The following is a 21625-nucleotide window of genomic DNA, read 5'->3' on the forward strand; positions in this document are numbered from 1 at the left end:
ATAGGGGCAACGTCTACCTCACCATCGCCAAGCTGAGTACATTGGCACTAGGGCACGCTGATCATAGTTCCCATGTTGTTTGTGGCTGAAGAACTTACTCTCGGTATGGGAGATTCAGGAAGTGAGGATGAGATGTCTGCCACGATTCCCTCCGGTGCCAGTGGACGCCTCTACAACGAGGACCTGGCACCGACCGACCATCGTACGTGGGGCTTCTACTCCCTGTTCGCCATGTGGATGTCCGACATTCATTCACTCGGCGGTTATACCTTCGCGGCCAGCCTCTTCGCGTTGGGGCTCGGTGCCTGGCAAGTGTTCCTCGCACTCGTGGTGGGGATCATCATCGTTTTCTTCCTGATGAACCTCTCCGGTTTCGCAGGCCAGAAGACAGGCGTTCCCTACCCCGTACTGGCGAGAGTCTCGTTTGGAACATTCGGCGCCAACCTCCCCGCCCTGATCCGCGCACTCGTGGCAATCGCCTGGTACGGCATTCAGACCTGGCTCGCCTCCCGCGCCGTCGTTATCATCGCCCTCAAGATCTGGCCCGGGCTGAAGGGCCTGACCGAGAACAACTTCCTCGGCGAATCCACCCTGGGCTGGCTTGCCTTCCTGCTGATGTGGGCGCTCCAGCTTCTGCTGCTTCGAAATGGGATGGAGACCATCAGGAAGTTCCAGGACTGGGCCGGCCCGGCCGTTTGGGGAGTGATGGCTCTGCTGGTCGTTTATATCCTGATCAATGCCGGCTGGAACATTTCCTTCGACTTGCCCGGTGGGAAAGCCGAATGGGGCGTCGCACATGCCTTCTTTGCCGCGATAGCGCTGACGGTGACTTACTTCTCCACCTTGATGCTCAACTTCTGCGACTTCTCACGCTTCGCTCCATCCCGCAAGGCGGTGCGCACCGCTAATCTGTGGGGCTTGCCGGTGAACTTCATTGCGTTCTCCGTGGTCTCCGTGGTCGTTACAGCCGGAACATTCAAGGTCTACGGGGAGCACATATACGACCCCGTCGAGATTGTTGGGCGGATCGACAGTATCTGGGCGCTCCTGCTCGGGGCCGTCACCTTCGCCGTCGCAACGCTGGGAATCAATGTCGTGGCGAACTTTGTCTCGCCGGCCTACGACCTCGCAAACGCGTGGCCTTCGAAGATCGACTTCAAAAGGGGCGGGCTCATCGCCGCCATGACCGCGCTCGTCATCACACCCTGGAACCTGTTCAACAGTCCCGTCGTGATCAACCTCTTCCTCGGAGGCCTCGGAGCACTGCTAGGACCGCTCTTCGGGATCATCATGACCGACTACTACGTGCTCCGCAAACAGCATGTGGTGGTTCAAGACCTGTTCAAAGAACAGGGGTATTACACCTATACCCGCGGCTGGAATCCCAGGGCCGTCATCTCGTTTCTCGTCTCCGCCGTCCCCACGGTAGTCTTCGCGCTGGGTCCCATGTTTGCCGCCCTCTCAGCCTTCTCCTGGTTCATCGGAGCAATTCTGGCGGCCGTGGTGCACTACTTCATCTCGCGCAAGGACCCGACTCTGGCGCAATCAATCACGGCCGCCGAAGCCGCCGAGCCGGGTGCGGCATGGACGCAGGTTCCAAGGTAAGGCGAACGCCCTGTCGCCGGGATATTGCGCCATGAGCGATGTTCTTTTCGAAACATCAGCGAAGACCCATCGTCCGTGGAATCAATGTCATGTTCGAAACCCTTTCATCATGAACTGATAGTTCGGCGGCCATTCTCGCCGGAATGAAACTGACGAATTCTAAGCTCCGGCGCTTGCATCAATCCTGACATTCCCGGCGGCTGCCACGGCCTGAAGCTCCCGAAGGATCTCCAGCTGTTGACTGTTGATGGCCATGAGCAGGTCGATCTCCTCTTTGGACTTCATGTTGGTGTCATGATCGTGCTGGGCCATCGCTGCCGCAATTGCATCCTGCCGCTTGGCCGCGATCAGAAGAATCGCCCCCTGCAGCCCCGCCAGCATCGAGAGGAAGAGATTCAACAAAATATACGGATACGGATCCCAGGCCCTGTTCGCCAGCGCCCAACTGTTGATTGCCGCCCATACGACCATGAAGCCGATGAAACCGCCGACGAACGGCCAGCTACCCATTCCATTCCGCATGAGGTCCGCAGCCCGCTGGCCCCTCGTCAAGGATTCCTTGTGGGTTTCGTGCCAGGTCTTTCGCTTATCAATCATGCCCAACCCTAACCCTGGGCCTCAGGCGGAGTCCCTCCGCCCGCCCGCCGTCCAGTAGACCACCGACGGCGATGCGATACCACCAAGTTGAGAGACCAGAGCAAGTGGTGCCGGTCTAAAGCAAGCACACGGCCAACCCGACCCTAGGGACCTGACTAGGGCTAACCGTGATTGGGGGGCGTGAGGCGTTGGGTTTGTTCGCTGATCCTCGCGTTGAGGGCCGCGGCCAACGCGACGTGTGCTGCCAACACTGCCTCGTTGTGCGCCTTGGCCACCTGACTGTAGAGCGGGTGGAGTGCGCGGATCGCGTCGAGCCTGACACGGGAGGCGGTCGCTTCGGTGTCGCCGCACCCAAGCTCCCGAAGGTTAGGGTTCCCGTCCAGCCAGGGCGTTGACCGCTCTCCGGCCTGACACCAGAGCACTGGTTCCAAAGTCAGCCCTTTTGGTGCTTCGGCGTTGGCTGGCGCCCAGTAGAATTTCACGGTCGCGCCCTCGGGGAACTTGGCTTCCATGTCGATGTGCATGCCGCCATCCCACCTGGACGGATAGACAGCCATATCGTACAGGCGGAGTTTCCCTGTTGCCGGGGTGGGGTCATCGGGGTCCATAGCGGGCAATCTCCTGGGAGTGCTGATGGTTTCCAAGGTAGTGCCGTGACCCACGGACCGGAAGGGGCAATTCCTGCCTGGATTCGCTGTCACCTCGTTCTGGTCGGACGGTTGCTGTTTGCAATGCTGTTCCTGGTGTCGTCGTACGGGCATTTGGCGCAGGAAGATGGTGCCCGTACATGCCCCAGGGCGAGGCCTGGCGGCCGCGACGGAGAGGGTGCAGTTCTACAAGGACGCCGCGCTCGCCGCGGATAAGCCGACGTCTCCGAACGCCCGGGCCAGCAGGCCCAGGGCCGTGTCCGGCCGCCTGGGGACGGGTTTGTGACCCCACCCGGGCTTCGGCTCAGCCGGTCTTTTCCGATGCCGTTTCCACGGTGCCGTCCTCTGCCCCGTCCTGCAGGGCGGCGACTTTGACCCGCAATATCGCTTCCCGTGCGGCGAACTCAATGTCCAAGGCTGTTGCGGCGATTTCCTCCAACGCCTCCAGCCAGCCACCCGGATCGGCCGGTGATGAAAAATCATTGACCGGCACTACTCGCACCCGGCGGCTCATCTTGCTCCTGAGGTCCGCGACCAGCGCCTCAAGCCTGACCAACGCAGCCTCCAGCCAGATCCCACCCGGATCGGCACCCGTTGTCGGCAGTGGAGCCGGGTGCGGCCCGGCCCGGCCGCCAGGATGCACCCGGCCGTCATGACGTGTATCCGCGGGACCGTCGGAGGGACGAAGCCACACAAGGTCGTCCCGCGGCGACCGGGGGTGCGGGACCGGGGAGGAGCTCTCCGGGATCGGGATGTCGCGCATTGACTGTTCTAGCTCCTGGTGGGTTCGCCTGAAGAGGGGCGCTACCAGGGTCCGGGGCAACACCCCCAGCATAGCGAACGTCAGGCTGCCGTAGGAAAAGGTGCTCCTGCCCAAGGGAGGCCCACAGGCCGAAGAAGGTCCCACATCCGGGCACGGCCTCCGGCTTGGGCGCGGCGGGCATAAACTGAAGGAAATACAAGATGGCTTACCATCGTGTTCGATGGCACTCCGACGAGGCCCAAGGAGGCGTGTCCGTTGCCCGGAAATTATGACCGGACCGCTCGAGGGTTCGGTTTCCCGCCCATGGAGCGGCCGCCCGAGGTCGATTCTCAAATGGCTCTCGGCCATGGTTGAGGACGCCCCGCCGCTGGCTGAGGGGCTGGACTCAAATCTGTGCGCACGGTTCCTTCAGGCGCTTCCAGTCTCGGGGGCATCATTATCGGTGTTCGCCGGCCTGGCCCCGGAAACAATGGTATGCGCGAGCAATGCGCTCTCGGCGCGGATCGATGAGCTTCAGTTCGATCTTGGCGAGGGCCCGCGTTGGGAGGCCCTGCAGACCAGGGCCCCGGTGCTCCTCCCCCACCTCCGCTCCAACGATTACGCCCAGTGGCCCGTACTTGCGAAAGCGCTTCGGGACCTTGAGGTTGAGTCGCTCTTTGTTTACCCGCTGATACTCGGCGCCATGGATATCGGGGTGGTCGAACTCTACAGTTCCACGCCCGGCCCGCTCAGCCCCGCCAACCACTCCACGGCGTTGCGGCTCGCCGACACCGCGACCTGGCAGTTGCTCCGCCAACTCCTGACCCTGGCCCCCGGTGACGGCGCAGACACCCTGGCGGACAGCTCCCCCCTCTCCCGGCGCGAAGTCCACCAGGCCACGGGAATGGTCCTCGCGCAGGCCGGAACCACCGCCACCGACGCTTTGCTGCTGCTCAGGGCACATGCGTTCGCCCAGGGGCGGACCGTCCGGGACGTCGCCCGCGACGTCGTCGCCAAAAACCTGAGCTTCACCCCCGATGATGGGCCGTCGGCCAGCCCGGGCGTGCAGTAGAATCCCGGTATGGCGATTATCAGCCGCGCGCGACGCGTGAGCGCCGCTTTCGTCAAGATAGCGGATACCCTCGTTGCGGACTACGACGTCTTCGACCTCCTCCACACCCTCGTGGATGAATCCGTGGCGATCCTCGACGCCGCCGCCGCTGGGCTTCTGCTTGCCGACCCGGCCGGAGACCTTCAGGTCATGGCCTCGACCAGCGAGGAAAGCCAGCTGGTCGAAGTCCTCCAGCTCGAGGCCGGCGAAGGGCCCTGCGTGGACTGCTTCCGCACGGGTACTGTCGTGGCCATTCATGACATCGCCACGGACGGCTCCAAGTGGCCCACTTTCCAGGCCTCCGCGCTCTCCCAGGGTTTCCGGTCGCTGCATGCGGTCCCTATGCGGCTGCGCAGCCGCACCATCGGCGCCCTGAACCTCTTCCGCCGGGAGCCCGGTCCGCTCGGGTCCGAAGACGCCGCCATCGCGCAGGCGTTTGCCGACGTCGCCACTATCTCCCTCCTGCAGGAACGGGCTCTGCGTGAAAGCGCACTCATCAACGAACAACTACAGCGCGCCCTGAACAGCCGCATCCTGATCGAACAGGCCAAAGGTGTGATCTCCCACACCGCCGATGTTGATGTGAACCGGGCATTCACCCTTTTGCGCGAGTACGCCCGCGCCCACAACCAGACCATTTACGAAACGGCGGAATACGTCGTCAAGCGCATTATCACGGTCTGAACGGAGCGGCCCCGGGTTCGGGTCAGCCGAATCCGGCCTGCCAATTATCCTGCTGCCGGGAGGGCGTCTGGGATGCGGGGCTTGGCGTTGCCGGTGAAGGTGAACTTGGCGGTCTCGCCTTCGCCGTCCACGTCCACCACCACGATGTCCCCGGGGTGCAGTTCTCCGTAGAGGATCTTCTCGGAGAGCTGGTCCTCGATCTCGCGCTGGATGGTGCGGCGCAACGGCCGGGCACCCATGGCCGGATCGTAGCCGCGGGTTGCCAGGAGGACCTTGGCAGCCGGCGTGAGCTCGATTCCCATGTCCTTGTCCGCCAGACGCTTCTCCAGGCGGGTGAGGAAGAGGTCCACGATCTCGATGATCTCGTCCGGGGTCAGCTGGGCGAAGACCACAACGTCATCAACACGGTTCAGGAACTCGGGGCGGAAGTGCTGCTTGAGCTCCTCCGTCACGCGGGCCCGCATCCGGTTGTAGCCGGTCTGGACGTCTGTGCCGGACTGGAAGCCGGTGGCAACGCTCTTGGAGATATCCCGGGTGCCGAGGTTCGTGGTCATGATGATCACGGTGTTCTTGAAGTCCACCACACGGCCCTGGGAGTCGGTCAGGCGGCCGTCCTCAAGGATCTGCAGGAGGGAGTTGAAGAGGTCCGCGTGGGCCTTCTCCACTTCGTCGAACAGGACCACGGAGAACGGACGACGGCGGACCTTCTCGGTCAGCTGCCCGCCCTCCTCGTACCCGACATAGCCCGGAGGGGCACCGAAGAGCCGGGAGACGGTGTGCTTCTCCGAGTACTCGGACATGTCCAGTGTGATGAGGGCATCCTCTTCGCCGAACAGGAACTCCGCAAGGGCCTTCGCGAGCTCGGTCTTGCCCACGCCGGTGGGGCCGGCGAAGATGAACGAGCCACCCGGACGCCTGGGATCCTTCAGCCCCGCACGGGTCCGGCGGATAGCACGCGAAATCAACCGAACCGCTTCGTCCTGGCCCACCACGCGCTTGTGCAGTTCCTCCTCCATCTTCAGCAGGCGCGAGGACTCCTCCCCGGTCAGCTTGAAGACCGGAATGCCGGTGGAGTTTGCCAGCACCTCGGCGATGAGATCCTCATCCACCACAGATCCCCCGCCCAGGCGACCGGCCTTCCACAATCGCTCCCGCTCCTTACGCTCTGTAACCAGGCCCTGCTCCTGCCGACGAAGGAACACCGCTCTCTGATAGTCCTCGGCTTCAATGGCGGCATCCTCGGCCCTCCTCACGCCGGCAATCTTTTCGACGAGCGCCTTGAGTTCGGGCGGTGGGCTCATCCGGCGGATGCGCAGGCGCGCACCTGCTTCATCGATCAGGTCGATCGCCTTATCCGGCAGGAAGCGGTCCGAGATGTAACGCTCGGAGAGTGCCGCGGCCGAGGCCAGGGCGCCGTCGGTGATGGTGACGCGGTGGTGCGCCTCGTAGCGGTCACGCAGGCCCTTGAGGATCTCGATCGTATGGGCGACCGAGGGCTCCTTGACCTGGATCGGCTGGAAACGGCGCTCCAGCGCGGCGTCCTTCTCGATGTGCTTGCGGTACTCATCCAGCGTGGTGGCACCAATGGTCTGGAGCTCACCGCGGGCCAGCATGGGCTTCAGGATCGAGGCCGCGTCGATGGCGCCTTCGGCGGCGCCGGCACCCACCAGGGTGTGGATCTCGTCGATGAACAAGATGATGTCCCCGCGGGTGCGGATCTCCTTGAGGACCTTCTTCAGGCGCTCCTCGAAGTCACCGCGGTAGCGGGAACCGGCCACCAGGGACCCCAGGTCCAGGGTGTACAGCTGCTTGTCCTTGATGGTCTCCGGGACCTCCCCACGCACAATCGCCTGGGCAAGGCCCTCCACCACAGCGGTCTTGCCCACGCCGGGCTCACCGATCAGCACCGGGTTGTTCTTGGTGCGCCGGGAAAGGACCTGCATCACCCGTGCCATCTCCGATTCACGTCCGATCACCGGGTCCAGCCTGTTCTCGGCCGCGGCCTGAGTCAGATTCCGGCCGAACGGATCCAGCACCGCCGAGCCCGTACCGGCCCAGTCCCGCCGGGCCGTCCCGGCGCCGTACTCTGGCGATTTAGCCCCCTCGCCCGGCAGCAGCCGGATGACCTGACGGCGGAGCCCGTCCGGATCAGCGCCGAGCCCTGCCAGCACCTGAGCGGCAACGCCTTCACCCTCACGGATCAGGCCCAACAGGATGTGCTCGGTGCCGATGTGCTTGTGGCCCAGCTGCAGGGCTTCCCGGACTGCCAGCTCGAGGACCTTCTTGGCGCGTGGAGTGAAGGCGATGTGTCCGGAGGGTTCCTGCTGACCCTGTCCGATGACCCCGACCACCTGTTCCCGGACGGCTTCCAGCGAAATTCCGGCAGCCGCGAGGGCCTGGGTGGCGATACCCTCCCCCTCCTGGATAAGACCCAGCAGAAGATGCTCTGTACCGATGTGATTGTGCCCCAGCGTCCGCGCCTGATCCTGGGCCAGCACAACAGCGTGCCGTGCGCTGTCGGTAAAACGCTCAAACATACCTCACACTCCTGGCCACTGTCTACATCGATGCTACGACGCAAACGCCCTCCGTTGGGAGGCCTCCCGGATGGCAGAGTGCAACATCCTCCTGAAGGAAGAGACGAGGAGGTTGATGCCGGCATCGAGTGCGTGGCGCCTGCAGTACGTTCTTCACGGCCCCTTAGTCGATGGCTTCCGCCGCTGCGGCATCGCCGTCGGAGGAGCCTTGGGTGAAGACGAGTGCGGGTGCGGCCTGTTCGATCTGGCCCGTGCCGCCCAGCAGGAACTGCGTCCGAGCCTGCAACGGTTCCTGGATGCCATCACCGGCGCCCCCACCTGGGTGCGCAATGAACGCATGGACTTCATTGCGGCCAACCCGCTCGGCCGCGCCCTCTACGCGTCCCTCCTCGCGGAGCCGTTACGCCCGGCCAACAACGCCCGCTTCATGTTCCTCAACCCCGAAGCACGCACCTTCTTCCCGGACTGGGACCGGGGCGCCGACGACATCGTCGCCGTCCTGCGCGGTTACGCCGGCAGGAAGCCGCATGACAAGAATCTCTCCGACCTGATTGGAGAGCTCGCAACGCGCAGTGATGCCCAGAATGTCCGCTTCCACCGGACCGGTATCAGGCGCATACACCACCCCGTCGTCGGGGACATCGAACTCAGCTGTGAGGCGATGGAACTGCCTGCCAACCCCGGGTGGACGATGTTCGCCTACACGGCCGAACCCGGCTCCCCCAGCGACGAACGCCTCAAGCTGCTCGCAAGCTGGGCCGCGACCACCACAAGCGAACTCCCCGCCCCGGCTACACTCTCCGACTGATCCGTGCCGACGCCTCCCGGCTCGTCACCGCGTTCCTGCAGGTTGGCCGAGGCGGGAGCATACTGAAAGCATGAACGACCGCGACGAGTTCCTGCATTGGGTCAAGTCCACGCTGTACGAAGCGGAACTGGCCCTGCACAATGGCGATGCGGACCCACGCAGGGTCATTTGGTCCCGCAATGAGCCCGTGAGCATCCTGGGCGCGTTGCGGAACGCCTATGGACTTCAGGAGGTGGAGGACGCGTTCACAGCGCTTGAACAGATGTTCTCCGGCTGCACGTCCTACGACTTCGAATTGCAAGCCTGTGACGTGCTGGGCGACATGGCTTACACGGCGGGCCTGGAGCACGTTTCGACCTCGATGGACGGTGAGCCGCGCACGTTCACCCTGCGGGCCACACAGGTTTACCGCCGCGAAGAGGGCCAATGGAGAGTTGCCCATCGGCATGCCGACATGGTGAGCCCAAGAAACCCAGAAAGCTCCTGACCGGCAGGACCGGCCGTATGTCCAGAACCGCTGCGTACCCGGCCCGAACGGTGATGGGCCGCCCTACGCCGGCTTGGGCGAAGTTTGGTTTGAGAGTCCGGAGGCCGCCGCTGCAGCCATGCAATCCGCGGAATGGTCCTCCGTTATCGCTGATGCGCGTGAGTTCATGGACCTGTCAACGGCCATCGTAGCGTGGGCCGAGGAGCATCCCGCGTCCAGACAGGAAACGTAAACAACCTAGATAAGACAACCCTGAAGCTGCCTGTGGAAGTCCGGTTCACCACCACCGGATGGTCACCTATTCGCTCCTTGCCTGCGCCGGTTACGTCATCCTGTCCGCGTTCATCGGAGTCCGCTGGTTCCGATGGGACACATTGACCCGTCTCGCCAACGGGTCCCCCGCCGGGCTCATTGTCTCTTTAAATTCCAACCCGTTAAATTCCAACCCGGTGACGGCATAGCCCCGGTCCCCGGCCGCGGCTAACCTCATGTCATGGGGAGACTTGCGAGGCTGGCGCCGGTAGCGATTGTGGTGTGTGTTCTTGGAATCGGCTGCGGTCCTACCCCGGGTACGGGCGTCGATACCTGCGTGGACTGGGTCCGATTTGAAACCCCTCAGGACCAATTCGACAACGCCAACCTGGTGGTGATCGGAAAGCCCCTGAAGCAAAACGGCGAGACCAGCATCTATGGCTACAAGGCACGGTCGCACGAGGTTGAAATTGAGACTGTCTTCAAAGGTGATCCCGGACAGGGTCCGCTCCGCATTGCCTCCATGCCCCAGACCTGCGGCAAATCGTACCCGGACGGCGACCCGCTCGACGCGACTCAAAGAGTACTTATCTTCGCCACCAGACACGACACCGAATGGTTCACCATGACTCCGGCCCAAGGTGTCCTGCCTTTCAAACAGGGAACGAAACTTCCTTTTCAATAGCTCGTCCCCGCATCAATGGCAGGACAACAAATCGTCAGCCGCGTGCCGACCCGATCCCAATAAGGCACACTCCCAACTTGACGAAAGCCATGGGCCACCCGTTGTGTTTTGGTTGCACGGCGGTTCTACTTGGCGAGCCGTTGATACCGGTTGCTTCGCAGCGGACCGTGTGCCAGCCTCTAAGTGATCCCGCCGGGGCGACGACGGGCGACAGAGAGGGAGTACGACATGGGACTGATCCATATCGACCTGTTCACCACGCTCGACGGCGTGGCACAGGCGCCCGGCGGACCGGACGAGGACACTGAGAACGGTTTCGCGTTTGGCGGCTGGCAGGCGCCTCTCTTCGACGAGGTCGTCGGCGAGCAGGTCGGCGCCGGGATGGCGGAGATGGACGCGCTGCTGCTCGGGCGCCGGACCTACGACATTTTCGCCGCGTACTGGCCGCAGCAAGAGGAGGGTGTGGACGGGAGCATCGCGCGGCTGTTCAACCGACTCCCGAAATACGTGGCCTCGCGCCAGACACCGAGCCTCGAGTGGGCCGGCTCCACACTGCTCGGGCCTGATGTCGTCGCCGCCGTGCGCGAACTGCGCGACCGGCACGCGAACATCCACGTCATCGGCAGCCTCGACTTCGTGCAGACCCTGTTCGCCGAGCGGCTCTTCGACAGGCTCACGCTGTGGGTGTATCCGATCCTCCTCGGCGGTGGAAAGAAGGTCTTCGCCCATGGGGTGGTTCCGACAAACCTCAGACTCATCGAGCCGGTCGTCGCCTCACCGAAGGGTGCGGTGATGCAGCGCTACGCGCTCGCCGAAGGCACCCCCCGCGTCGGCCATATGTAAAGAACCCGTGCCGGGGCTTGGCGGGAAATCGGCGGCAGCCTGTTACTGGGCCCATGAGCATGGCCGCGCAGGCCCGAACCAGTTGGCCAGCGCGTCCTCCAGCCCCGGCTGAGTCCCGTCCCCCGTCCACGCCACATGTCCGTCGGGCCGGATCAACACGGCCGCAGGTGCGCTGACTGAACCGATCACCGGAAGCTCCCACCCGCCGTCGTACGTGGCGTCAACCAGCTGCACCCGATCCGCCCACGGCCCCGGGTCGATGCTGCCCGGCGCGCCGAGGTTGAGCAGCACCGCACGGGCATCGTGCAGGAGGGTGAACACGCGCAGCGCGCCGTTGGCGGTGACGACGTCGAGATCGGGCATGCGGCGCCCGAGCAGCGGGTGCCCCTCGCCGAAGTCGTAGCGGACGTCCAGGCCAGATATGAGCCCGGCCAGCCGCTTCCGGGCCTCATCGATGGTGAGCAGGTCGGCCACAGTGTCGGCCAACGCGCCGATTCGCGGGTCCGCCCGCTGCATGAGCGACTGCGCCATCGTGTGTTTCAGCGCGCGGGCCCCGGCGGGGTGCCGCTCGGCGTGATAGGTGTCCAGCAGGCTGCCCGGCGCAATACCCTTAACCACCTGGGCGAGCTTCCAGCCGAGGTTCACAGCGTCCTGGATGCCGAGCCCGATCCCCTGCCCGCCCGAAGGAGCATGGATGTGCGCGGCGTCCCCGGCCAGTAGCACGCGGCCGCTGCGGTAGGCCGCGGCCTGGCGCGTGGCGTCGGTGAACCGCGAGATCCATCTCGGAGTGTGGACCCCGAAGTCGGTGTTGTAGACCTCGGTCAGCGCCTTGCCGAGGTCAGCCAGGGTGGGCTCGGTGGCCGGTCCAAGTTGTTTCTCGGTCACGATCACCCGCACGGTCCGCCCGTCTTCCATCAAGTGCAAACCGTGGACCCCCACCTCGTCGATTCGCATGCCCGCCGGCGTCTCCTCGGTCACCTCCACTTCGGCGATCAGGCTGCTCCTCGTCGCCGCCCAGCCGGGGAACTCGATGCCGGCCGCCTTGCGCACGGCGCTGCGCCCGCCGTCGGCGCCGACCAGGTACAGCGCGCGCATCGGCTCGCCGTCGGCGAGATGCACCTCGACCCCGCTGTCGTACTGGGCGAAGCCGGCCACCTCGAGCCCGCGATAAACCGACACTCCCAGCTCCTCGATCCAGCCGGCCAGGATCCGCTCAATGTGGTTCTGCCACAGGCCGAGCGTGTAAGGGTGCCGTGTAGGAAAGTCGCTCACGTCCAGCATGGTGTTCCCGAAGAACGCCGCCTGGACGGGCTGGCCCTCCGCGAGGAACCGGTCAGCAATCCCGCGCTGATCGAGGATTTCGATGGTCCGCGAGTGGAACCCGCCCGCACGCGAGCCCACCAGCTCCGGCGTCGGGCGGCGCTCCACAACCGCCGCATCCAGCCCCGCCAGCGTCAGCTCACCGGCCAGCATCATCCCGGTAGGACCGCCTCCGGCAACGATCACATCAACCATCACTACCCCGCCCCTCAGTCATTTTCCGTGTACGGCGTCCGTGCACGTCCGAGCCAGTTTGAGCCATGCCGGGGGCCTTGCCGCAAGCCCCCTTGTGCGCGATAGATTGGAAGTGGCAGCGGCTGCGTGCCCCGATGCTGTACGTGTTGTTCGGCAGGTTCGCTTCGTCGAACAAACTTCTCCAGCCTTGCCAGACCAGATGTGGCAGCCCAACCAGTCCGAGGCAGCGACGCTCTGCCTCTCTGAGATGGCCCAGGTCTCAGCGGTGGTTAGAAACCGCCGACGCCGTTCGGCGTGCCCAGGCCGGTTGGCCCATCCCAGAGGGCTCCTGACGTGCACCATTCGGCCGGAGAGCAGGTGCCGTTTGCGCCTGTCGTCACGTCGAAGAGGCTCGAGGCGTGGGTGTAGGGAATCCAGTTAGCGGGGGCCGAGCTCGAGCCAGTGTTGCCGCTGAGGGCGAAAACGGACGCGATGATCGGCGAGGCCTCACTCGTACCGCCGAGCTGGCTCCAGGTCGACTTGGCGTTCGACGTCGGGTAGTAAACGGCGAGGCCGCCGTTGCTTGGGTCCGACACCGCGGAAACGTCGTTCATCGCGCGGCCAGCGCAGCCGGTGTTGAAGGCAGTCGCGGGGGGTAAGGCGGCATTCAGACTCGAGCAGCCGGATCCCGTGCCGCTCCACGCCGTCTCATTCCAGCCGCGCGCGTTCGCGCCGCTGTTGAGCGATGTCCCGCCCACACCCACGACGTAGCTCGAGGACGCCGGGTAGTACGCCCCCCTGTAGCCCCAGTCGCCAGCGGCTGCCGTCACGGCGATGCCTGGGTGGTTGTAGTACGAGCCGTAGGTCGAGTCGGGAGCGTCATAGAACGCGTAGGAGTTCGAGATGGCGACGACCCCGGGCATCCGCGCGGCTGTCTGGACAGCGGTGCCCAAATTGGTCAGGTTCTGGGAACTGGCCTCGAACACGGCGATCTTGCAGTCCGGGCACGCAGCAGACAAGGCGTCGACGTCGAGCGCCTGCTCCTGCGACCACCCGAGGTCGAAGCGCGGTAGCCTGGTGCCGCCGGACTGATTGCGGATGGTCAGGCAGCCATTCACAGTGGTGCATTCCGGGAGACCAAACTGCTTACGGTACACGGCGAGATCCCGCTCGAGGTTCGGATAACCGTACGCGGCCACAATCGCTATGGTCTTGCCGCCTGTCGTCAGGCCCGAGAGCCTGTAGGCGTCCTGCAATTGGGCAGGGGTCAGGCCCGAAGACGGGGGCGCGGAAGCGTTGGTGATTGGGTTCCCGGCCGGGTCGAGGGCCTGACGGGCTGTGCACGCGGCTTCGCTGGCCCGCGGCGCCGGGCAGACAGGGCGCGAGTGCTCAGGCTGGAGACCCGGTCCCGGTGCCCCCCAAGCCGGCGAGGTGGTGAATGCGGCGAAGAGCAGGGTGGCGACGACTGCCGAGACGGTCTTCCTCATAGGATCCTCCTGAGGCGGGGACAAGGCGCAGTATCGAATTATTAGCAGAGTCGCGACGTCATCGCTAGGGCACATGTGCCCTTCCTCAGGCTAGCTGCACCCAGTCCCCGCGGCCCGCCGCGCCGAGTCCACCGTTCAGCCGTACCTGCCCGCCAACTAGTGCAGGCCGCCGGCGCCCCCCGGCATGCCGGCTTTGATCAGCTCCATGACTGAAGAGTCCGCCAGGGTGGTGACATCCCCGATCGGCCTGTTCTGCGCCACATCTTTGAGGAGCCGACGCATGATCTTGCCGGACCGGGTCTTGGGCAGCTCGGCCACCACCATGATCTGCCGTGGCCGGGCGATGTTGCCGATTTGCTTGGCCACATGGTCACGCAGCTCCTGAACGACCTCCGGGCCGCCGTCGCCCGCCTCGCTGCGCAGGATGACGAAGGCGACAATAGCCTGCCCGGTGGTTTCATCGAAGGCGCCGACGACGGCGGCTTCCGCGACTTTCGGATGGGCGACGAGCGCCGATTCGATCTCCGTTGTCGAAAGCCGGTGCCCTGCCACGTTCATCACGTCATCCACCCGCCCAAGAAGCCAAATATCCCCATCCTCGTCCTTCTTCGCGCCGTCCCCCGCAAAGTAGAGCCCCGGGAACCGTGACCAATACGTCTCCACATACCGGTCGTTGTCACCCCAGATGGTGCGCAACATGGACGGCCAAGGTTCCCTGAGGACCAGATAACCGCCAGAGCCGTTAGCAACCGGTGTGCCCGCGTCATTGACGACGTCGGCCACGATCCCGGGCAGCGCCCGCATCGCGGCTCCCGGTTTGCCCGCTGTCACACCCGGGAGCGGACTAATCATGATGGCTCCAGTCTCGGTCTGCCACCAGGTGTCCACAACGGGCGTTTGGTTGTGCCCGATGTTCTCGCGGTACCAGATATATGCAGCCGGGTTGATCGGTTCGCCCACCGTGCCGATCACGCGCAAACTCCCGAGGCTGTACTTGGCCGGTATCTGGGCGCCCCATTTCATGAACGTACGGATGGCGGTCGGGGCACAGTAGAGAATCGAGACCTTGTACTTGTCGATGATTTCCCACCAGCGGCCCTGGTGCGGGGTGTCCGGCGTGCCCTCGTACAGCACGGAGGTAGCACCGTTAGCCAAGGGCCCATACACGATGTAGCTATGACCGGTCACCCAGCCAATGTCCGCTGCCGTCCAGAAAGTATCGGACTCAGCTTTCAGGTCAAATACCGCCCAGTGCGTGTAGGCGCATGCCGTGAGGTAGCCACCGGTGGTGTGCAGGACGCCCTTCGGCTTGCCCGTGGTGCCCGAGGTGTACATCACGTACAGGGGGTGTTCGGCGTCGAAGGTCTCGGCGTCGTGCTCAGTGGCGGCCCGCTCAACCGACTCATGCCACCAAATATCGCGGCCCGGTGTCCAACCGACCTCCTGACCTGTGCGGCGGACCACAAGGACGTTGCGAACGTCGGGGCAGTCCAGCAGGGCCTCGTCCACGGCGGACTTCAACCCGCTGGCCCTGCCGCGGCGGTAGGCGCCGTCGGAGGTGATGACGATCCGCGCATCGCAGTCGTGGATCCGCGTCCGGAGCGCGTCCGCAGAGAACCCTCCGAACACCACAGTGTGGGGTGCTCCTATTCGCGCACAGGCCAGCATCGCCACGACGGTTTCCGGAATCATCGGCATGTAAATGGCCACCCGGTCTCCGGACGTGACGCCCAGATCGGTAAGCGTGTTCGCTGCCTGGCAGACCATGTGGGTGAGCTGGGCATACGTGATCGTGCGGGTGTCCCCGGCCTCGCCTTCAAAGTAGTAGGCGACCTTGTCGCCGCGGCCAGCCGCTACATGCCGGTCAAGACAGTTGTAGGCGGCATTGAGCCTGCCCCCGACGAACCATTTAGCGAATGGCGGATTGGACCAGTCCAAGACCTTACTCCACTTATGGGACCAGTCCAGCCGTTCCGCCTGCCGCGCCCAAAACGCCAGTCTGTCGCCGTCGGCTTCGTCGTAGACCGACGACGTGACGTTGGCCTGGGCCGAAAAGCCGGCTTCCGGAGGAAAGCGCCGCTGTTCGTGCAACAGGTTTGCGAGGGTCTCATCCGATGCTGTTGGGTCTGCGGCCACAGCCTGTCACCGTCGTCCCACCGGAAGCAAAGTCCGCTTGAAAGTGGAGTTGGCGACCACCGCGAGGGAGCAGTACCAGGCGATGAGCGCCGTTACGATGCCCAGCCACCCACCCAGTACGGTCAGTCCGGTTGCCCCGGAGAAAGCGCCCAGAAACAGCGCAATGAAGGTCAGCGTCAAGAAAACGAAAACGGCAAAGACACCCATGCTGACGCGCCACGCTGAAATGGTCATGTATGCGGTGAAGATTGCCCAGGCCAGAAGGTAAAGGCCCACGGCTTTGCCGGCGTTCGCTGCCGGAAGGCTGCCCGCGCTGAACACGCTCAAGAACCAGAAGGAAAGCCAGAAGGCTCCGTATGAGCAGAAAGCTGTCGCGCCGAAGACGTTGCGATTGGCAAATTCCCAGATTCCGGCGCTGAACTGCGCTATCCCGCCGTAGAACAGTGCAAGTCCCAAAACCACCGGCTCATCCGCTTTGGGGATCAGGCCGGCATTTATGACACTGAGGACAAACGTGGTCATTGCGAAAGCGCCTAGACCTAAAGCTGCCGGATCGGCGAAAGGTGGGCTGATGCTCGCCTGTGGAGACACAACTGCACCTTGGACTGGTACGGGATTCTCAGCCCTCCGACCACTTCCCGCCGGGGCGGTCCCTGCCGCGGAGCTTGATTCGACACTCATGGTACGACTCCTTGGTCAGCACCAGCACCATCGCTGGTGACTTATATCAGGCTACACCTGAGAGCGCAAGCTCAATATGGCCAGGCGATGTGATTCAGATCGCAGCCTGTTGTGATCTAGACCACATCAAGTGCGCGGGTACGCTCGCGTCCGGACAGCACGTCATCGCGCTAGCATTGGTCCCAACACGTCGGACCAGGAGGGCGCATGCCGTACATCGTTGACTTCGAGAACGTTTCCACTGCCGGATTGGAATCGTCTCCGGTCGCCGAGGCCCTCGCCGGATTGCGCGCGAACGAGGCTCGCTATTACAGGAACAAATACGACCACGTCTTCACCGTGAGCCCTGCAAGCGAGGTTCCGGAGGTGGTCGAGCGAGTGAGCCGGATCCTGCGGGACGAGCGTGACATCGTTATCGGAGCCCGCCCGCTAGAAGCGACCGCCTTCGACGTCGATGGTTTGCAGATGGCCTACGTTTTCTACGAGTCGGGGTTGTCGATCAACGTTATGTACAGCATCGACGGCGCCAAGAGAGCCGTTGGGCTCAAACTCGCCGAGGGCATGGAAATTCCGGAGGAACTGGCGCCGCGTTTCAAGTTCGCCCGCCAAAAATCGAAGCTGGCCGGCGTTATTCGCGGCTCCTTCTTCGTGATCAAGGGCGAGTACTGATCGTGCTCACCGCCACATAGTCTGCAATACGCCACCCCTGCGGACTGGCGTTCCACATAGCCCCGTCATTTTTCCGCGGAGCCGCCGGTCGCTCGCCGCCACGCTCACCCGCATCAGCAGCGCCGCTTTCTCATCGGTCAAGGTTCACCGTCCCGGCGCCTCAGATGAGGCAACGTATCCCGCTACGCGGAGGCTATCAATGAGTCAACGCGGGACCTATCGCTCGGTTGGCCTCAGGCGTAATCTGGACGGAATTCACGTCCTGGCAACGCAAAACAGAAAGGCGGCATACGCGGGCGTGACCATCAAGGACGAGTGGACCGGCTCGGCTCGGCGACCCGGAGTTGGCCACGATTTCATCCGGGAGAAGGCGGAGGCCGCCGGAACGATCCGCGTCCCGTGGCGGAATACCGGTTCTTCGACACACCAACTTTGCCGGTTAGCCAGGACGGCGCAGCCTCGGAGGCCGCAGCGGAGCCGGGCCTCGTGGGCCCAGGCCAGCGGTGCGCCGACGACCTGGGTTGCAGCTGAGAGACGACCCGGGTCTGCCGCCGGGACGGGTATCCGGGTATGACAGGTATTAGGCCTCCCGGGCACGAGGCGAAAGGTGATTGCGATGACCGAACATCAGGACCGGCCCGCGGCGGCAATGACGGCAGCACAGGCCGAGCTCATCAGGCGCCTGGCGGCGCAGCTGCGGGTGGACTCCATCCGGTGCAGCACACAGGCCAATTCCGGCCATCCCACCTCATCGTTGTCTGCTGCGGATCTCATGGCGGTCCTGCTCGAGCGACACCTCCGCTATGACTGGGACCATCCAGCACTGGCGACCAACGATCACCTCATTTTCTCCAAGGGTCACGCCTCTCCGCTCCTCTACTCGATGTACCGGGCGGTCGGGGTGGTCGAGGAGGACGAGCTGATCCATACCTACCGGCAGTTCGGCGGGCGGCTACAAGGCCACCCCACACCGGTCCTACCTTGGGTCGACGTGGCGACAGGATCATTGGGCCAAGGCCTGCCGGACGCGGTCGGGGTGGCACTGGCCGGAAGGTACCTGGATCGTCTGCCCTACCGGACCTGGGTCCTGTGCGGGGACAGTGAACTGGCCGAAGGGTCCATCTGGGAGGCCCTGGACAAAGCCGGGTACTACAAGCTGGGCAACCTGACCGCCATCGTGGACGTCAACCGTCTGGGCCAGGACGGTCCCACCGAACTCGAGTGGGACATGGACCGCTATGCGCGGCGGGTAGACGCTTTCGGCGCCCAACCCATCGTCATCGACGGGCACGACATTTCCGCGATCGACGAAGCGCTCACCCGCGCCGGGTCCCGGCCCGACCAGCCAACGGTCATTCTCGCCAAAACCATCAAGGCCAAAGGCGTTCCCGAAATCGAAGACCAGAACGGCTGGCACGGCAAAGCGCTTCCGAAAGACATGGCAGAACGCGCCGTGGCAGCCCTCGGTGGCCCCAGCAACCTGCGAATCACTACAGCGCTCCCTGAACCGGGGACCCCTGCGATCACCCCGGATCCGGGCGCAGCCGTCAGCCTACCCCGTTGGGAGGTGGGTGAGAAGGTGGCAACCCGGGCCGCCTTTGGTGCCGCCTTGTCCGCGCTGGCCGCCCGTCCCGAAATCGTCGTTCTGGACGGAGAAGTGGGAAACTCAACGCACGCAGGCGATTTCAAAGACGCCGCCCCGGACCGGTACTTCGAAATGTTCATCGCTGAACAACAACTCATCGCCTCCGCCGTCGGGCTCTCAGTGCGCGGCTACATCGCGTTTGCCGCGAGTTTCGCCGCTTTCCTGGTTTCCCGGCCCTTTGACTTCATCCGGATGGCAGGAGTCTCCCAGGCCAGCATCCGTCTCGTCGGCACGCACGCCGGTGTCGAAATCGGTCAGGACGGGCCATCGCAAATGGCGCTGGAAGACATCGCGGCCATGCGGGCCGTACACAGCTCGATTGTGCTCTACCCTGCCGATGGCCCCTCCACGGCCCAACTCGTCCAGACCATGGCCGACACCCCCGGAATCTCATACCTTCGAGCCACCAGGGGTGCATACCCGGTCATCTATGGTCCAGAGGAAAAATTCCCGATCGGCGGCTGCAAAGTCCACCACACAAGCCCCAACGACGCCGTGACACTTATCGGGGCAGGAGTGACCCTGCACGAATGCCTCACCGCAGCAGGACAACTAGCCGAGGACGGGATCAACGCCCGCGTCATCGACCTCTACTCCCTCAAACCCATCGATGCGGACACCCTGCGCCGGACCTGCCAGGCGACCGGGGGCAGAATCGTCGTCGCCGAAGACCACTACCCCGAAGGCGGCATCGGCGCAGCCGTCCTCGAGACCCTCGCCGGCACCGACACGCCCGAACTCCACGTCGTTTTACTTGCCGTCAAAGCACTGCCCACCTCCGGCGCACCCCAGGAACTGCTCGACGCCGCCGGCATCTCCGCGATGCACATCAGCACAGCCGCACGAAGGCTCCTAAGTACGGGATAACCATCCCGGACGGACCGGTCATGTTGGGGTTCTTCGAGCGGTCCTCGGTTTGCCTCGATCTTGCCATGGACTATTCGTAAGCATCCTGATAATTCTGGAACCTTCAAGGCTGTTCACCGCGAGGGTGAAATGACGTGAACGAGCAACCCGATGGGAATTGGCGACAGGATCGAAAAAGCCGCGGAAGCCGCTATGGAGGACCTGGCCGGCACGCCCAGCCCGACGGATGACGCACATGTCCCCGATCCGGGGGCACCGCTAGGGCCACGCAGCCACGGTCCCGCCGCGGTGGCGTCTTTTAGCGGGCTCGTCCAGGCGGGCTCGTCATTTGGTGTCAACGTCGGTGAGGTAGCTTTCGGTCCGTGAGTTGGGTTCCGAGGGGACCGTAGGGCAGGTCCGGATTGGCGTCGGTGATCTCAAGGAGCCGGTTGTATTTGGCGACGCGTTCACCGCGGGCGGGCGCCCCGGATTTGAGTTGCCCGCAGCCGGAGCCGACGGCGAGGTCCGCCACGAAGGTGTCGTCAGTCTCCCCGGAGCGGTGCGAGACCATTGCCGCGAAGCCGCCCTCGTGGGCGGCGGTGAGGGCGTCGAAGGTTTCGCTCACGGTGCCGGCCTGGTTAGGTTTGATTAGCGCTGCCGTCGCGGACGCGGTCCGGACGCCGTCCCGGACCCGGTCCGCGGACGTGACGAACAGGTCATCCCCGACCACCTGCACCCGGTTCCCGAGGGCCGCCGTCAGAGCCGGCCACCCCTCGTTGTCTTCGGCCAGTGGGTCCTCCAGGCTCCAGATCGGGTAGTCCGTGATGAGCTTGTCGTAGTATGCGATCATCTGCTCGGAGGTGCGGGCGCGGCCGCCGACCGTGTAGGTCCCGTGGGCGTAGAAGGAATTAGCGGCCGGGTCCAGGGCGATCGCGATCCCGTCCCGACCCGGGGTGTAGCCGGCGTCGCCGATGGCGGCCACGATCAAGTCCAGGGCCTCCTCGGGGCGGTCCATGGCTGGGGCATAGCCGCCCTCATCTCCCAGACCGGTCGTAAGGCCCTGCTTGCGCAGGCGCCGGGACAGGGCATGGTAGACATCCGATCCCCAGCGGACCCCGTCGGCGAAGGACGGGGCCCCGGCGGGGGCGATCATGAATTCCTTGAACTCGAGCGGATTCGCGGCGTGCCGGCCGCCGTTGAGGACGTTAAAGTGCGGCACGGGCAGGCGCCCGGACCGGCCCAGGGTCTGGGCGATCCAAGCATGCAGCGGTGTCCCGGCCGCGGCCGCGAAAGCCCGCGCAGCGGCCATCGACACTGCCACGGTGGCGTTGGCCCCGAGCCGGGAGCGTGCCGAAGTCCCGTCCAGCCCGACCATTGCCTGGTCCAGGTCCGCCAGGCTCTGCCATCTCCGGGACGTCAGCAGATCACTGATTTCGGACCTGACGTTGGTAACGGCTTTTTGCACGCCGCGGCCGGAGTACTCCTGGCCGCCATCACGTAGTTCCACCGCCTCGTGAGCCCCGGTGGACACACCCGATGGGGCCGAGGCAGCGGACACAACACCGTCGGAATGTTGGAGCCACACTTTCACCGTGGGGTATCCACGGGAGTCGAGGATCTGAAGGGCACGAACTCCGGTGATCTGAAGGTCACTCATGATGATTTTCTC

General features: G+C 64.3%; 18 protein-coding genes and 1 pseudogene. 10 read left to right on the top strand and 9 right to left on the bottom strand.

Annotated elements, in window-relative coordinates; all coding sequences use genetic code 11:
* Nucleotides 1-132 precede the first annotated feature (132 nt).
* Nucleotides 133-1605 carry an NCS1 family nucleobase:cation symporter-1 gene (locus ACP4XC_RS12480; RefSeq protein ID WP_427170053.1) on the top strand — a complete coding sequence of 491 codons (1473 nt, stop codon included), beginning with the start codon at nucleotides 133-135 and terminating at the stop codon, nucleotides 1603-1605.
* A 159-nt stretch (nucleotides 1606-1764) separates the two neighbouring features.
* Here ACP4XC_RS12480 and ACP4XC_RS12485 read toward each other — a convergent pair whose 3' ends face one another.
* From ACP4XC_RS12485 to ACP4XC_RS12495, 3 genes are all read right to left on the bottom strand, one after another.
* A complete protein-coding gene (locus ACP4XC_RS12485) occupies nucleotides 1765-2115 on the bottom strand; it encodes a DUF1003 domain-containing protein (protein WP_427170055.1) in 351 nt (116 codons plus the stop codon).
* 248 nt (nucleotides 2116-2363) lie between these two features.
* Nucleotides 2364-2810: a hypothetical protein gene (locus tag ACP4XC_RS12490; protein ID WP_427170057.1), complete on the bottom strand. Its 447-nt coding sequence runs from the start codon at nucleotides 2808-2810 to the stop codon at nucleotides 2364-2366.
* 343 nt (nucleotides 2811-3153) lie between these two features.
* Nucleotides 3154-3612 carry a hypothetical protein gene (locus ACP4XC_RS12495; RefSeq protein WP_427170059.1) on the bottom strand — a complete coding sequence of 153 codons (459 nt, stop codon included), beginning with the start codon at nucleotides 3610-3612 and terminating at the stop codon, nucleotides 3154-3156.
* A 346-nt stretch (nucleotides 3613-3958) separates the two neighbouring features.
* Here ACP4XC_RS12495 and ACP4XC_RS12500 point away from each other — a divergent pair, with 346 nt between their 5' ends.
* Both ACP4XC_RS12500 and ACP4XC_RS12505 read left to right on the top strand, forming a co-directional pair.
* On the top strand, nucleotides 3959-4663 hold the full coding sequence (locus ACP4XC_RS12500) for a GAF and ANTAR domain-containing protein (RefSeq protein ID WP_427170061.1): 705 nt from the start codon (nucleotides 3959-3961) through the stop codon (nucleotides 4661-4663).
* Nucleotides 4664-4672: 9 nt separating this feature from the next.
* Nucleotides 4673-5386: a GAF domain-containing protein gene (locus tag ACP4XC_RS12505; RefSeq protein ID WP_427170063.1), complete on the top strand. Its 714-nt coding sequence runs from the start codon at nucleotides 4673-4675 to the stop codon at nucleotides 5384-5386.
* Nucleotides 5387-5430: 44 nt separating this feature from the next.
* Here ACP4XC_RS12505 and ACP4XC_RS12510 read toward each other — a convergent pair whose 3' ends face one another.
* Nucleotides 5431-7923 (bottom strand): ATP-dependent Clp protease ATP-binding subunit, encoded by a 2493-nt coding sequence (locus ACP4XC_RS12510; RefSeq protein WP_427170065.1) that lies wholly within the window; start codon nucleotides 7921-7923, stop codon nucleotides 5431-5433.
* Between the two features lie 115 nt (nucleotides 7924-8038).
* Here ACP4XC_RS12510 and ACP4XC_RS12515 point away from each other — a divergent pair, with 115 nt between their 5' ends.
* From ACP4XC_RS12515 to ACP4XC_RS12535, 5 genes and pseudogenes are all read left to right on the top strand, one after another.
* A complete protein-coding gene (locus tag ACP4XC_RS12515) occupies nucleotides 8039-8731 on the top strand; it encodes a hypothetical protein (protein WP_427170067.1) in 693 nt (230 codons plus the stop codon).
* 70 nt (nucleotides 8732-8801) lie between these two features.
* Nucleotides 8802-9218 (top strand): YybH family protein, encoded by a 417-nt coding sequence (locus ACP4XC_RS12520; protein ID WP_427170069.1) that lies wholly within the window; start codon nucleotides 8802-8804, stop codon nucleotides 9216-9218.
* Nucleotides 9219-9231: 13 nt separating this feature from the next.
* Nucleotides 9232-9450: pseudogene (locus tag ACP4XC_RS12525) on the top strand (EthD family reductase); the annotation flags it as partial.
* A gap of 261 nt (nucleotides 9451-9711) precedes the next feature.
* Nucleotides 9712-10155 carry a hypothetical protein gene (locus ACP4XC_RS12530; RefSeq protein ID WP_427170071.1) on the top strand — a complete coding sequence of 148 codons (444 nt, stop codon included), beginning with the start codon at nucleotides 9712-9714 and terminating at the stop codon, nucleotides 10153-10155.
* 228 nt (nucleotides 10156-10383) lie between these two features.
* Complete coding sequence (locus ACP4XC_RS12535) at nucleotides 10384-10998, top strand: dihydrofolate reductase family protein (protein ID WP_427170073.1); 615 nt, start codon at nucleotides 10384-10386, stop codon at nucleotides 10996-10998.
* A 42-nt stretch (nucleotides 10999-11040) separates the two neighbouring features.
* On the opposite strand, the gene ACP4XC_RS12540 is transcribed toward ACP4XC_RS12535, so the two are convergent.
* From ACP4XC_RS12540 to ACP4XC_RS12555, 4 genes are all read right to left on the bottom strand, one after another.
* On the bottom strand, nucleotides 11041-12513 hold the full coding sequence (locus ACP4XC_RS12540; RefSeq protein ID WP_427175102.1) for an FAD-dependent monooxygenase: 1473 nt from the start codon (nucleotides 12511-12513) through the stop codon (nucleotides 11041-11043).
* A 269-nt stretch (nucleotides 12514-12782) separates the two neighbouring features.
* Nucleotides 12783-13979 (bottom strand): S53 family peptidase, encoded by a 1197-nt coding sequence (locus ACP4XC_RS12545; RefSeq protein ID WP_427170075.1) that lies wholly within the window; start codon nucleotides 13977-13979, stop codon nucleotides 12783-12785.
* A gap of 156 nt (nucleotides 13980-14135) precedes the next feature.
* Nucleotides 14136-16115 carry an acetate--CoA ligase gene (gene acs, locus ACP4XC_RS12550; RefSeq protein ID WP_427170077.1) on the bottom strand — a complete coding sequence of 660 codons (1980 nt, stop codon included), beginning with the start codon at nucleotides 16113-16115 and terminating at the stop codon, nucleotides 14136-14138.
* Nucleotides 16116-16121: 6 nt separating this feature from the next.
* On the bottom strand, nucleotides 16122-16706 hold the full coding sequence (locus ACP4XC_RS12555) for an acetate uptake transporter (protein ID WP_427170080.1): 585 nt from the start codon (nucleotides 16704-16706) through the stop codon (nucleotides 16122-16124).
* A 297-nt stretch (nucleotides 16707-17003) separates the two neighbouring features.
* Between ACP4XC_RS12555 and ACP4XC_RS12560 the strand changes: the two genes are divergently transcribed.
* Together ACP4XC_RS12560 and ACP4XC_RS12565 are read left to right on the top strand one after the other, a co-directional pair.
* Nucleotides 17004-17465, top strand: a complete 462-nt coding sequence (locus ACP4XC_RS12560; protein ID WP_427170082.1) for a phage tail protein — start codon at nucleotides 17004-17006, stop codon at nucleotides 17463-17465.
* A 616-nt stretch (nucleotides 17466-18081) separates the two neighbouring features.
* Nucleotides 18082-19977 (top strand): transketolase, encoded by a 1896-nt coding sequence (locus tag ACP4XC_RS12565; protein ID WP_427170085.1) that lies wholly within the window; start codon nucleotides 18082-18084, stop codon nucleotides 19975-19977.
* A gap of 334 nt (nucleotides 19978-20311) precedes the next feature.
* On the opposite strand, the gene eno is transcribed toward ACP4XC_RS12565, so the two are convergent.
* Nucleotides 20312-21613 (bottom strand): phosphopyruvate hydratase, encoded by a 1302-nt coding sequence (gene eno, locus ACP4XC_RS12570; protein ID WP_427170087.1) that lies wholly within the window; start codon nucleotides 21611-21613, stop codon nucleotides 20312-20314.
* Between the last annotated feature and the right edge of the window lie 12 nt (nucleotides 21614-21625).

The sequence above is a fragment of the Arthrobacter sp. 92 genome, from assembly GCF_050260325.1.
Taxonomy (GTDB): Bacteria; Actinomycetota; Actinomycetes; order Actinomycetales; family Micrococcaceae; genus Arthrobacter.

Excerpts from the sequence above, each read along its gene's own strand:
- ACP4XC_RS12480 (WP_427170053.1), top strand. The coding sequence starts at position 133 with ATGTCTGCCACGATTCCCTCCGGTGCCAGTGGACGCCTCTACAACGAG.
- ACP4XC_RS12485 (WP_427170055.1), bottom strand. The coding sequence starts at position 2,115 with ATGGGTAGCTGGCCGTTCGTCGGCGGTTTCATCGGCTTCATGGTCGTA.
- ACP4XC_RS12490 (WP_427170057.1), bottom strand. The coding sequence starts at position 2,810 with ATGGACCCCGATGACCCCACCCCGGCAACAGGGAAACTCCGCCTGTAC.
- ACP4XC_RS12495 (WP_427170059.1), bottom strand. The coding sequence starts at position 3,612 with ATGCGCGACATCCCGATCCCGGAGAGCTCCTCCCCGGTCCCGCACCCC.
- ACP4XC_RS12500 (WP_427170061.1), top strand. The coding sequence starts at position 3,959 with ATGGTTGAGGACGCCCCGCCGCTGGCTGAGGGGCTGGACTCAAATCTG.
- ACP4XC_RS12505 (WP_427170063.1), top strand. The coding sequence starts at position 4,673 with ATGGCGATTATCAGCCGCGCGCGACGCGTGAGCGCCGCTTTCGTCAAG.
- ACP4XC_RS12510 (WP_427170065.1), bottom strand. The coding sequence starts at position 7,923 with ATGTTTGAGCGTTTTACCGACAGCGCACGGCACGCTGTTGTGCTGGCC.
- ACP4XC_RS12515 (WP_427170067.1), top strand. The coding sequence starts at position 8,039 with ATGCCGGCATCGAGTGCGTGGCGCCTGCAGTACGTTCTTCACGGCCCC.
- ACP4XC_RS12520 (WP_427170069.1), top strand. The coding sequence starts at position 8,802 with ATGAACGACCGCGACGAGTTCCTGCATTGGGTCAAGTCCACGCTGTAC.
- ACP4XC_RS12530 (WP_427170071.1), top strand. The coding sequence starts at position 9,712 with ATGGGGAGACTTGCGAGGCTGGCGCCGGTAGCGATTGTGGTGTGTGTT.
- ACP4XC_RS12535 (WP_427170073.1), top strand. The coding sequence starts at position 10,384 with ATGGGACTGATCCATATCGACCTGTTCACCACGCTCGACGGCGTGGCA.
- ACP4XC_RS12540 (WP_427175102.1), bottom strand. The coding sequence starts at position 12,513 with ATGGTTGATGTGATCGTTGCCGGAGGCGGTCCTACCGGGATGATGCTG.
- ACP4XC_RS12545 (WP_427170075.1), bottom strand. The coding sequence starts at position 13,979 with ATGAGGAAGACCGTCTCGGCAGTCGTCGCCACCCTGCTCTTCGCCGCA.
- ACP4XC_RS12560 (WP_427170082.1), top strand. The coding sequence starts at position 17,004 with ATGCCGTACATCGTTGACTTCGAGAACGTTTCCACTGCCGGATTGGAA.
- ACP4XC_RS12565 (WP_427170085.1), top strand. The coding sequence starts at position 18,082 with ATGACCGAACATCAGGACCGGCCCGCGGCGGCAATGACGGCAGCACAG.
- eno (WP_427170087.1), bottom strand. The coding sequence starts at position 21,613 with ATGAGTGACCTTCAGATCACCGGAGTTCGTGCCCTTCAGATCCTCGAC.